Consider the following 13,033-nt stretch of genomic DNA (forward strand, 5'->3'; position numbering starts at 1 on the left):
CAACCCCTCTTTCTAAATTATCATTTTATCTCAACCATTTGTCTATGATTATTTGTTGTTATTAATAATTTCCTGAACTCTTTCCTCTGAAGCTTTAATCGTCTTGTCAATATCCTGCTCGCCTAAAATCAATTTTTCATACTCTTCATTGATCACTTTATAGATTTCGGCCTGATAGGATACTGGTGGAATAATCTTCGATGATTTTGTATTTTGTAATACGTAAATCAAGGAGTCTTTATCGACCTTTTCAGGCGTTTTTTGAGTGCTGAGAATCTTATCGACAATACCAATTAAATCAGTTTCACTTACTTTATTCCACGAAGGGATGCTTTTACCTTGAACAATTTGTCCTTCGGTAGTATACCAACGGATAAAGGTATAGGCTTCTTTTTTGTGTTTCGATGCGGAAGCAACTGACATATAGTCGGTCGTAACCGGTGCATAACCGCCCTTATCGTCTTTCTTATTTTTCGGATATGGAGCAACTGCAATATTGAAGTTTAACGGGAATTGGTCGGTCCCGCCAAGTTCGGTATTCATCCAGCTGCCAATAACGATGGTGCTTGCATCCTGATTAAAGAACTGGTTACGGTAATGAAGCTTCTGAGATAAAATATCTGTATATGGAACAGCAGACTTGTCCTCTTTTTCCATTTCCACCCTTAGTTCAAGTGTCTTCTTGAATAGTGGATTGCTGACATTTGACTTGCCATCCGCTGTAATAAATTCAGTATTATCAGCCTCACTTGCCTGTGCAAGTTTCGTAAACTCCATCCAGCCGCCATCTTGCGGTCCATGGAAGTATGTCCCATAATGGCCGTCACGCGTCAATTTCTTTGCATATTCAGCAAATTCATCCCATGTCCAATCTTTCGGTACCTCAAGACCAGATGCATCTAAATGGTCTTTGTTTAAAAGAACATACCAAGGGTTGAATTTACCTGGCAGCGCATAATACTTGCCATCAATTTGTGTATCTACTTTGTATTCTTCGGAAACATTATATCCATCTTCCTTTATGAACTCATCAATGGGAGCCGCCATTCCCATGCCTACACGCTGGGCATAAAATGCCGGGTCAGTAAACATCAGCACATCCAGTTGCTCTCCAGATGCAGCCGCAAGATCCAGCTTTTTGATGGCCTCCTGCGAATCTCCCTTTTCACTGAGAAGCTCTAAATCAACTTTGATGTTAGGGTACTTTTCTTCAAATGCCGCGATAGTGGTTTTCCAGTTGTAATTTTCTTCCGTTCCATGAGTATGGAATTTAATCGTGACTTGTTCCTCTTTTTTTGGTACATCCGATGACGAAGATGCCTTTTCCTTGTTATCATTTCCCGAACATGCGGATAGGACAAGACAAACTACCATGGTGAGGATTAACATTGACCAAAGTTTTTTCTTCATTACTTTTCCCCCTGCCTAATATATTGGAAACCCTTACATAAAAAGTGTAACAAATTCAATTTTTACAAGTATATCAATAAATTTACTTGTTATATGATTATTTTGACAAGAATTAAGTTTATAGGAAACTAAGTAAATGAAAATCACCAGATGCTGTCTATTTCTATGCTTGTGAAATAGACAGCACTATAAAGCTAGTGGATTATATTGTTTCGAGATTTTATTAAACAGAAGATTAGAAATATACATTAGGATATAGCTTAAACCACTACCAAAAAAGAGGAGGCCAACACCATTAAATACAATGCTGATTAAAATTACACATATTACAGAAAAAATCATGGCAATCGTGTGTAATGGATAAGAGATTCCGATGAGAAATGCAGTTTTAATATATTGCAGCGTTTTATAGTCATAATGGACATACACTGGGAAAATATAAATCATCACAACCAGAAACAGGAAACCAACACCAAGTAAACAACCTATTAAAATCGGCTTTAAAAATCCTTGTATTGAACTAATTAAACGCCAATCAAGATATAAGACAATGCTGATTCCTGTTAATACAGTTCCCAAACAATTCGCCTTCCAAAATTCTTTTTTATAGTTTTCCCAAAAAAATGAAAAGACAGGTATGCCGGTTTCCCCCTTGATCCATTTGCGAAAAATGGAAAACATCGCCGCTGTTGACGGAGCTGCCCCAAGGACAAACAAACCGATTCCCATAAAAAGGAGCCAGAGAAGATTTACATAGGCTAATCGGGAAATCCATTGACAAAGACTATAAATTTTATCCATCCAACCGGTAGATTCCATAAGGATATCCCCCCTTTTTCATAGACGCTTCTTTGAATAATTAATTTTACTAGGAAAACCCAGCCACGCTTTAGCATATTTTTGACTAATATCAGAAATATTTTTACATCTTTTTATCCATATAGGACTGGATTAAAAAAAGACTCTGCCGCTATGCTAAATGGCGAAAGAGTCTAAGCCTCCCAATTTTAATAAATTCAACTTTTTTCTTGAGAAAAAGTCTGTTTATCATTTCATCTATCCAAGCTCCCTCAAACTGATGGCAACCCACATTTGTGTTAGCGTTATTTATTCTTATAAAACTCCTGCATAACGAAAAAAGCTGGCTTTTTATAGTTCTTGTCTTCGGAAAGCAGTCCCTTTGTATTGTAATAGTTTTGAGTGGTTGGATGTAGCCTGCGAGGACAGCGAAAATCATAAAGAATCCATGGGCTAGTTCCTTTAACATAAGAAATTTCCCCAATTACTTTCACTTGTTTCTTATATATGTCAAGCTGGCAGTCCTCGGTACCCTTGTCATCGATTGTCCCTCGATGTCCTGCCTTGGCGTCAGCACCGAACTCAGTCAAGACTACGGGTTTATCCAGCAGGCTGTTCTCGAATAGCCTTATCAAATCGTTGAAATTCGTCTGATACCAGCCGTAATATTGATTGGCCCCGATAACGTCCAAGTACTTGGCTAGTCTATCATCAATAATATGGTTAACATGATCAAGCATACATGCAGCTGACACAAGTCTAGTCGGATCCAATTCCTTCGCCTTTAGGGCAAGTGAACTCATAAACTTAAGCCTTGCCTCCGTATCGGCATTCTCGTTGCCAACTGACCAAATAATGACGCTAGCTCGATTGCGATCCCTTTTAATTAGCTCCGTTAACTGATTCTCAGCATCCTTGTACGTTTCCTCATTATGAAATTGGATAGCCCAATAAACAGGGATTTCCTCCCACAGCATGATTCCCATTTCATCAGCCAGTTTGGCTGCTTTTTCTGTATGAGGGTAATGGGCAAGTCTCATGTAATTACAGTTCATTTCCTTGGCCAGTTTGAAGTTTTCAATAATTTCATCATCCGTAATGGCCTTACCATTCAACACGCTTTCTTCATGCGTACTGATTCCCTTAAGGAAGATCTTCTCTCCATTCAAAAGAATGTCCGTGCCCACAACTCGAATTTCTCTAAACCCGATTTTTTCATGGATGACATCATCCTTATAAGCAACCGTTACAGCATATAGCTTTGGATTCTCAGGACTCCATAATTCTGGCTGTGCATCAAGTACAAGCACTCCTTTTCCGCCAGTTACCTCAAACGAAGTATTAATCCCAAGCTCGTCAATCGTCAATACTCCACGGCCGTCAAGCTCCGTTCCATTAACAGCGAGTTCCACTTTGATTTTCGAAAAATTGCTGCCAGGCACTAAACTGATGATGAAATCATTAATAAAGGTTCCAGGAAGGCGGATTAATTCTACATCCCGATAGATACCTCCGTAGTTAAACCAATCTGTATTCTCAGTAGGAACATTGCTCGGTTTGCGTGTATTGTTTGCCACTACAAGTATCCGATTGTTTTCCTTCAGATCGCCTGTAACTTCTATAAAGAAGGGAGTCGAACCGCCTTTGTGAAAGCCAAGATATTTACGGTTCAAAAAGATTTTAGCGTCATAATTGACCGCACCAAATTTAATAAAAACCCTCTCTTCTCCGTGGTTGGTATATAAAAAGTTTCGAGTGTACACCGCGCTTCCTTCATAGTAGAAAAACTTCTCTTTTTGTGTATTCCAGCAGGAAGGAACCTTGATTTTCTCCCATTCATCAAAGCTGAAATCCATGGGATGCCTTCGACCTTCATCATCCACGTAAATTTCTTCATACCATTTAGCCCTAAGGCAAGTATCATACTGATCGATTCCAAAATTCCAAAAACCGCTTAGAGATCCTTTCTCCCTGCCGCTATCGTAGACCATGCTATGATGAGTAATACTTTTTGATAGATATGGCTGTTCAAAATTTTCATTATGAAGATGATCGACAAAGTTTGGAGCTTTTTCCACCATAAACACCTCTTTCTGTTATCATACACCATTAATTAAATCTCTTAGGAAAACTAAGAACAAGAAAGAGAATTGACCAAAATCCAAAATATTTTTACCTAAATGCTTTTTCGATTCGTTGGGGATGTCAAATTATTTTCAAAATAGTCAAATATCTATTATTAGAAAACTGTTAAATTAAGAATATATGAATATTCTCGTATGTCTTCAGTGCGCTCAAAATAGACAGCGCTTTCAAACCAAGAGAAAGTAACAGAAAGAAAGGAGGTGGATTAATAATTGTAGTGCTTTTAAATAGTGAATTTAGATAGTAAAAAGGTTCGAAGGTAAATTTAAACTTTTAGGAGGGTGAATATGCGAAATAGAAGTTTATCTATCATTCTTTTATTCTCTATGTTCGTAAGTCTTTTCACAGCTACACCGGGGATTACCAATGCAGAAGAATCACTGGAAGCACCCAAACCAATGATCACTAATGCAGACGAGGCACTAGAGGCATCCACTGGACCTTTTGGTCCCAATGTCTATGTATTTGATGATTCAACCCCAGATTCAGAAATACAAAGAATTACTAACGAAGTATTTAAAAAACAAGAATCAAATGAATTTGGAAATGAAAGGTATGCCCTTCTCTTCAAGCCAGGTACATATAACGCAAATATCAGAGTAGGCTTTTACACACATGTAGCCGGCCTGGGGCAGCTACCCGACGATGTCACCATTAATGGTGGAGTAACAGTTGATGCAGAATGGTGGAATACGCCACCCGGGAATGCTACCAAAAACTTTTGGCGTGCAGCTGAAAATTTCGCAATTAAACCTGCCACAGGTACCAATAAATGGGCTGTATCGCAAGCGGTGCCTTTTAGACGTATGCATGTTCAGGGCAATCTGCAGCTTCATGACGGAGGTTGGGCAAGCGGAGGCTTCCTAGCTGATTCTAAAATTGATAATCAAATCACTTCCGGAGGACAACAGCAATGGTTTACTAGAAATAGTGAAATGAAAAGCTGGTCTGGTGGACTTTGGAACACTTTTTTCCTTGGGGTTGATAATCCACCTGAGTCTAACTGGCCTACGAATTCAAATACAGTCATTAACGAAGCACCGATTATGCGGGAAAAACCGTTCCTTACCATAAACGAAAATGATCGATACCATGTTTTTGTTCCGGATCTTCATGCTGACGCAAAGGGAACCACATGGGCAAGCGGGAAAACGGCAGGAAAATCAATACCTATAGAAGAGTTCTATATCGCAAAACCGGAAACATCAGATGCTGCAAGCATAAATGCTGCGCTTGCTCAGGGTAAAAATCTTTTGTTTACCCCAGGAATATATCATCTCAATGATACTATTCGGGTAACAAGACCCAACACTGTTGTACTTGGCCTTGGATTCGCCACTCTGATGCCACACGGAGGAGTTGCCGCTTTATCGGTTTCAGATGTAGATGGCGTAAAAGTTGCAGGACTCCTATTTGATGCCGGCTCGGAAAGTTCACCTACTTTAATGGAAGTTGGACCGGTAGGAAGTTCAGCCGATCACTCTGACAACCCTACATCTCTGCACGATCTATTCTTTAGAGTCGGCGGCGGAGATGCAGTTGGAAGAGCTGATGTCAGCCTTAAAATAAACAGCAACAATGTCATTGGCGACCATTTCTGGGTATGGCGTGCCGATCATGGCAAAGATGTTGCATGGGATTTAAACACTACTACAAATGGCTTGGTTGTAAATGGAAACGATGTAACGATATATGGTTTGTTTGTTGAACACTTTCATGAGTACCAAACGTTATGGAATGGCGATAATGGCCGAATGTACTTCTATCAATCTGAAATCCCGTATGATGTTCCTGACCAATCTAGTTGGATGAGCAACAACGGCACGGTGAATGGCTACGCATCATATAAAGTAGCAGAGTCGGTGACCACACATGAAGCCTATGGACTTGGTATTTATTCGTTTTTTAGGGATGCGGCTGTGAAACTCAATAGCGCGATAGAGGTTCCTTATACCCCAGGGGTAAAAGTTAAACATGCCACCAGTGTGTTTTTAGCTGGTATGGCTGGAAGTGAAATTACGCATATTGTAAACAATTTTGGTGAAGCTGTAACCTATGCCGGCCACAGGAAAACAATTACGGAATACAGCGGGCGAAACGTCAACGTTACTGACATCACCGTAACGGGAGAAGGCGGAGCAACTAGCATCACAACGAAAGGCGGCACCCTGCAAATGTCTGTGGCTGTGACTCCTGCCAATGCCGATGTCGCAACAGTCTCTTGGTCTGTTGAAAACGTTACAGGCAAAGCAACAATTGATTCTTTAGGGTTGTTAAAGGCACAAGGCGACGGAACCGTGAAAGTAATCGCGACAGCACAGGACGGATCTGGTGTCACTGGGAGTAAGACAATTACCATCAGTGGCCAAACGATGATTTTGGGGAATGACTGGACATGGGTAAGAGAAAACAAAGAGAATTGGGCGATTGACCCCAAAAATGAGAATGTAATGAAATTAACTACACAAGAAGGAAGCTGGGGAGGAACGAAACCAAGTCTTCTTTTGAGGAATCCTGGGACAACTGGGGATTTTTCCATCTCCACTAAACTGAAGTTTGATGCAACCATGGGCTTTGAATGGGCGGGATTGATTATTTATCAAGATGATGGCAACTTTATCTCCTTGGGCCGCCAGGCAAATGGATCAAACCCTGGTGCTGCTAAACAAATCAGATTCTCACAAGGAAAAAGCAGTCCGAACCTTGTGCAAACCGATAAAAATTACCCGGACCAGGTTACACCTGGAGATATCTATTTAAAAATCGAAAAAACAGGCAATACTTATACCGGCCATTTCAGCAAGGACGGAGTCACATGGACTCAATTGGCCGATACCTTTACGATTTCACTAACGAATCCCAAAGTGGGAATTTTTGTACGAAAATTAAATACTTCTATTCCTGTTAAGACTGCGGAATTTACGAATTTTACTTTAAATGATCGTATAATTCCGTTCTGGAATCCTGTTGCTTCTATTACTGTAACGGGAGAAGGCGGAGCTACAGCAATTACGGCTAAAGATGGTACACTGCAGATGTCTGCTGCGGCGTTGCCCGCAGATGCCGATAATAAAACAGTCATTTGGTCCGTCATAAATCCGGACGGTACGGAAACAGACAAAGCGACCATTGATACTGATGGACTTTTAACTGCAGTGAAAGATGGACAGGTGAAAGTCGTGGCAACTGCCAAAGACGGTTCCGGTGTCACAGGTAGCATGACGATTGATATTAGCGGTCAAACAGTCCAAGACTATGGGAAGATAACACTCACATTGGATAAGACAGAACTTTGGCCTGCAAACAATAAGATGGTTCCGATTCATGCAACACTGCAATACGATGGCGACCCGAAAGATATTGCCGGCGTATCATTAACATCAATTACAAGTAATGAACAGGCAAAAAACGATATAAGCGGAGCTAAATTTGGCACTGCTGATTATGAGTTCGAGTTGCGCGCCACTCGTTTAGGGAATGGAATAGGAAGAGTTTATACGATTGAATATACAATTACCTTTACATCCGGGGAAACAACAACGGCAACAGGAATCGTGACTGTCCCGCACGATAAAGGTAAAGGAACCCCTGGCAAAAACGAAGAAGGGACAGAACCCGGCGATTCGAATGACCCACTATGGAAGCTTGTGTGGAGCGATGAGTTTGATGGCAATTCATTGGATGAATCCAAATGGAACTATGTCCAAGGTGGTGGCGGCTACGGGAACAACGAACTGCAGAACTATACGAATCGCCCTGAAAATATCCGTATTGATAATGGGAATTTAGTGGTTGAAGCACGAAAAGAGAATTATCAAGGAAACCAATATACCTCTGCCATGCTGGACACTAAAAACAAAGGCGATTGGACTTATGGCCGATTCGAAATCCGCGCCAAATTACCTGAAGGTAAAGGGATGTGGCCTGCCATCTGGATGATGCCCACCAGCAATGAATACGGTGGTTGGCCGGTTGGCGGTGAAATTGATATTATGGAATTGCTCGGTCATGATCCGGGCAAGATATACGGAACGATTCATTATGGCAATCCTCATGTACACTCTGGAGGAAATTATACACTTCCCGACAACCAAAAGTTTTCGGATGATTTCCACACATTTAGTATCGAATGGGCTCCGGGTGAAATCAAATGGTTCGTTGATGGAAATCTATACGCCACCAAAAACGATTGGTTTAGCAAAAGCAACAATGAAGTGGTGGAATACCCTTATCCAGCACCTTTTGACCAAGACTTTCATCTCCGATTAAATCTGGCGGTTGGCGGCGATTGGCCAGGAAATCCTGACGTGACCACGGATTGGTCGACACCGAAACAAATGCTTGTTGATTATGTCAGAGTATACAGCTATAACGGACAATATCCGGAACCCGGACCGCGTCCCGGCAAAAACTTGAGCAGTGGATGGTTTTGGGTGAGAGAAACCGGTAGCCATTGGTACGTGGAAGGCAATCCGAAAATCATGAAAATTACGACACAGGATGGAAGCTTTACGAACACGCAAACAGCAAAGCCCAGCAATATATTGTTAAGGGATCCTTTCACAAACGAAGCTGGTGATTTCACAATTTCCACGAAAGTCAAATTTGATGCCACGCAAAATTTTGAATTTGCAGGACTCATCGTGTATCAAGATGATAAAAACTATGTATCCCTGGGGAGAGCGTTCTCCGGGAGCAAAATAATCAGGTTTACGGAAGGTCGCAATGGCGGAGCAACTGACAAAAATTATACTGACACTATAAGCGCACAAGACATTCAGCTAAAAATTGAAAAAACAGATGATACGTATCGTGCATTTTATAGCAGTGATGGTGTAACTTGGGCGTATGCCGGTTCCATCGATATTTCGTTAACAGATCCCAAAGTGGGCATCTTCACAAGGAAATTAGGTCCAGCTACTAAAACTGCCGAATTTAATTATTTCGAAATGAACGGCAATCAAATTTCGTTTTAAAACTAATAAAATGGAGGCTATGATCAGCATCATCATGGCCTCTTGTTATAAGAGACTTTTTCTACAACCATGCCCGTTTGTTAAATAAAGCTAATGTTCAACTAAACTCCCTCAATAAACAAAGTGAAAACTCACGTTTTCTCCAGTATTCTCAGTATTTTATAGAATGTTATTTTTAGAGTTACTACTCGTAATTATGGATGGATTTATCTCGTAAGGATAATTTTGGGCTTTTGAAGCAAAAAGACTAATAGCCCATTAGCCACACACTTACAAAAAATGGTGGATGAGTTAAAATATGACTGCACTGGTGGATGTCCACATTTCTCATGGAGGTCAACCCTCCCATGCCTCACAGAGTCTTCGCTCTCAAATTCCTTCGTCCAACCTTTCCATGAGGTGGATGTCAGTCATGCTGCCCCACAGGGTCCTTGCCCGAAGTTTAGTTGCTTTGCTGACTAATCCGTGCTTCAAATGTACGAGACTTAAAACACTAAAAATTCTTTTCTACTCTACTTTTCTTATTGGATTAAGCGGCTTTTTCTACTTCTATGTTTGATCTCATATGAGGGATATCCTGCAACATTCTCTCTTCACTAAACTCAAATTGTTTCTTACCAATGGCAAAGAATATACGAATTAACTTATTGCACAGGGCTATCAAGGACTGCATTTTCTTTAGTGGATTATCAGGGCGCTGCGTGTAATAGGTATGCAGCGCTTTAAAGGCTGAATTCTTCGCAACTAAAATCATACAAACCCTGAAGAGTAGAGCCCTCAGCTTCTTCCTGCCTCGTTTTGTAATTTTTGTTTGCCCCTTATGCTTGCCAGAAGTGTTCTCCTTCAAGCTCAATCCAGCTAGCTTTATGATTTGTCTAGGGTGAGAATAATCTTGAAGATTTCCCACTTCCGCAAAGAAGCCTGCTACCGTATCTCTCCCTATTCCCTTAATAGCTAACATTTGTTGAACACCAGGGATATGTTCAATTAAATTATCTAACTTATTATCTAGTTCTTCGAACTTCCCTTGTATTAAGTCATATTTATCAAGAAGAGTGGCTAGTTCTAATTTAGCCATATCAGCACCTTGAAGAAGTCCGATGGACTCTTTAGCTGCTTGTTTTAACTCTCGTATTTTGTTTAATCCTACACTGCGACTAACTGCTTTCCGTAAATGATCCAATAATTGCTGATCAGTGAAATGAATCAGTTCATGCGGTAAGGCTCCTAGCCTTAAAAATTGCAAGGCTGCTTTTCCTTCCCAACTCTTAAAGACTGTTAGGAACTCAGGAAAATACCTATCTAGCCAATTGTGAACCTGGCCTTGGACCGTTTGAAGGTCATCAGTTAGGAGATCGCGTATTTTTTTCGCCACACGGAGTTCTGCATAGACACCTTGTGGAATCGTTGGTTCGGCGTATCTCCCATCCTTGACCAACTGTGCGATAACTTTAGCGTCTTTCACATCGTTTTTTGTCGGTGAGTTATCGTCGAGTTCCTTACTTTTCTTTACATGTAACGGGTTTACTGCAACAAACTTTATATGATTTTCTTTCAGTATATGTGCTAGGTTTAGCCAGTAGTGTCCGGTAGGTTCCATACCTACTATCACTTTTTTCATATGTTGTTTTAGTTTTAATTGATTGATCCAATCGAGAAACAGTTAAAATCCCGGCTTCGTATTATCAAAAAAACAAGGCGATCCAAACTCCATTCCTCTATAGTCCTGTGCACGTGCAACATGCTTAAACTTGGCTATATCAACACCAATAATAAGAGTCTTAGAAGTGATTTGAGCAATCTTTTCATTTTGGTTATAATTCATTTTATATCCTCCTGGTTAATTGAGTTCGTCCTTTTCGCTTGCCGGCTTTGGGACTCTCTCATTCTACCAAGAGGTTATTTTTTTATTCAAACCCCATTTTCATTCATTACAGGAATGCTGCCCCGTTAATTGAATAAGGAAAATAATCTTTTGTTATAGTAGAATCGCACCCTTAATATAGAATAAAGATAATTTAGTACGTTTAATAGTTTTATATACTAATTTCCTCAATAAATTATTTTTGTCTTTTTTTAGTTATCAATGAATAGCAAACACCCTTTTAACCTTCCATCAATAATTTCTTTTCAATCTCATTTATAACTTTTTGACTACAATCTTTATATATTGGTCTATGACTAACAATAGTCTTAAATGTGATATTTTTGCATCCTTTTCTCTTAAGCTGACGTATAACCATTGGAATCTTTTTTATTAGATAGTCTTCTAGAGTTTCAACATATTCTTCTAAAGTTCGATTACTTATAGGCAAAATATTATTACTACCTGTTCTTCTTATTCTCCCTCTTTCTAATGATGATAAATATCTAATTATTGTGTTCTTTTTGATTGGTGTATTTTGGTTTTCTCGATATGCTTTATTAGCTGCTTTCTTGATTTTCGCACTTAGTTCAATATCAATGCTGACCCAATCAAGTGTGAAATTTTGCAAATTTAACGTTCTTCTATTTTTAGATTTAATATCTGTTACTTTCTCAACTGTTGCAGAAACCTCTTTAAATCCTTCTAGAATTTCTGTCTTCGCCAATTTTTCTATATCGAATCTAAGCTTATTTTCGTTTAGGTTTACATCATATTCTCCATAAAAAAAATCATCAACTGACCCTACAAGAAATTGTATTACTAATAAATTTAGTCTCATATCTGAAATAATTTCCTGTGACATTAAACTCGTATATACATCTTTAGAATTTATATAATCGCTAGATAAATTAAGCTCTTCAAGATCTATTGATGCATACCGCAACAAGTCAAAAATAAACCTTTTTCTATCTATTTTGTTTTTTCCAAATGAATATCCCCTTATTTTTAACCAAAATTTAAGTTTAGAAACAAAGATATTCTTATTTATTTCATTTGAGTAGTTTATTAACCTATCTATATTCTTTATCATTAATTGAATAACATTGGATATGCCTAAACTATCTTCACTATATAACTTATGCCCATTAAAACAATATGGAGTAGTAATTAGTTTGGTATCATTTGATTTTGATAAAGGATCATTACAAATTGGGCATTTAGATAATAATCTCTTTTTATGGGTTGGGCAATGCTTCAAAAAACTAATTTGATGCAACCGATGAACAAATACTTCACCAAAATTATTATCATCAAAAGTTAAACACTCCGGACAATAATGAATCTTTTCATGAATTACTTTGTTACTCCGCCTACCTAAGAGCCCCCCCACATTAAAAGTTTTTCTACTGGTTCCTCCCCCTAAATCCTCAAAAATTATTGGCAATCTATCCATAGAGATAAAAGGCTTGATTATTGGAAATACAGTATGCTCATTTATTATTTTATTTTTTGAAATGAAATTATCCTTTGGTAACTTGTTTATTAGATAGTCCAAGTTCCTTGGAAAATGTAAATTTTTATGTGTATTAAAATTTAACAATTCGAGCTTTGTTAATTTAAATGATGGATTTCCTGAACGGATATGGTATCTATGAACAATGCTTCTAAAATCTTCATCTTTATAAGGTACAGGGAAAAATGCGATAGTTTCAAACAAAAAGAATCCCCCTAAAGTGTTTTTCACTACTCTAATAACCAAGTTTTTGTATTAATTTCATCTGTTATAATCTTATCTACAAGAGGATCATAATTAAGACGTAAGTTAGCCTCTCTTATT

Annotated in this window: 5 protein-coding genes and 1 pseudogene; 1 reads left to right on the top strand and 5 read right to left on the bottom strand. The window is 38.9% G+C overall.

Translation table 11 applies throughout. The features are described 5' to 3' along the window. Positions 1–48 precede the first annotated feature (48 nt). From RGU12_RS12610 to RGU12_RS12620, 3 genes are all read right to left on the bottom strand, one after another. Positions 49–1,410 carry an ABC transporter substrate-binding protein gene (locus RGU12_RS12610; RefSeq protein WP_309536463.1) on the bottom strand — a complete coding sequence of 454 codons (1,362 nt, stop codon included), beginning with the start codon at positions 1,408–1,410 and terminating at the stop codon, positions 49–51. A gap of 186 nt (positions 1,411–1,596) precedes the next feature. Next, positions 1,597–2,229 (bottom strand): YesL family protein, encoded by a 633-nt coding sequence (locus RGU12_RS12615; protein ID WP_309536464.1) that lies wholly within the window; start codon positions 2,227–2,229, stop codon positions 1,597–1,599. A gap of 284 nt (positions 2,230–2,513) precedes the next feature. After that, the gene (locus RGU12_RS12620; protein ID WP_309536465.1) at positions 2,514–4,289 is read right to left on the bottom strand and encodes a glycoside hydrolase family 2 protein; all 1,776 of its coding nucleotides are present in this window, start codon (positions 4,287–4,289) and stop codon (positions 2,514–2,516) included. A gap of 351 nt (positions 4,290–4,640) precedes the next feature. Between RGU12_RS12620 and RGU12_RS12625 the strand changes: the two genes are divergently transcribed. Next, on the top strand, positions 4,641–9,329 hold the full coding sequence (locus RGU12_RS12625) for a pectate lyase-like domain-containing protein (protein ID WP_309536466.1): 4,689 nt from the start codon (positions 4,641–4,643) through the stop codon (positions 9,327–9,329). Between the two features lie 529 nt (positions 9,330–9,858). On the opposite strand, the pseudogene RGU12_RS12630 reads toward RGU12_RS12625, so the two are convergent. Then, a pseudogene (locus tag RGU12_RS12630) lies at positions 9,859–11,154 on the bottom strand (IS110 family RNA-guided transposase). Between the two features lie 280 nt (positions 11,155–11,434). Further along, positions 11,435–12,913 (bottom strand): TniQ family protein, encoded by a 1,479-nt coding sequence (locus RGU12_RS12635; RefSeq protein ID WP_309536467.1) that lies wholly within the window; start codon positions 12,911–12,913, stop codon positions 11,435–11,437. Positions 12,914–13,033 lie beyond the last annotated feature (120 nt).

Source organism: Ferdinandcohnia sp. QZ13 (assembly GCF_031324165.1).
Classification (GTDB): domain Bacteria; phylum Bacillota; class Bacilli; order Bacillales; family Bacillaceae_L; genus Ferdinandcohnia.

Bases quoted from the DNA above. Each gene is read 5' to 3' on its own strand.
- RGU12_RS12610 (WP_309536463.1), bottom strand. From the start codon at position 1,410: ATGAAGAAAAAACTTTGGTCAATGTTAATCCTCACCATGGTAGTTTGT.
- RGU12_RS12615 (WP_309536464.1), bottom strand. From the start codon at position 2,229: ATGGAATCTACCGGTTGGATGGATAAAATTTATAGTCTTTGTCAATGG.
- RGU12_RS12620 (WP_309536465.1), bottom strand. From the start codon at position 4,289: ATGGTGGAAAAAGCTCCAAACTTTGTCGATCATCTTCATAATGAAAAT.
- RGU12_RS12625 (WP_309536466.1), top strand. From the start codon at position 4,641: ATGCGAAATAGAAGTTTATCTATCATTCTTTTATTCTCTATGTTCGTA.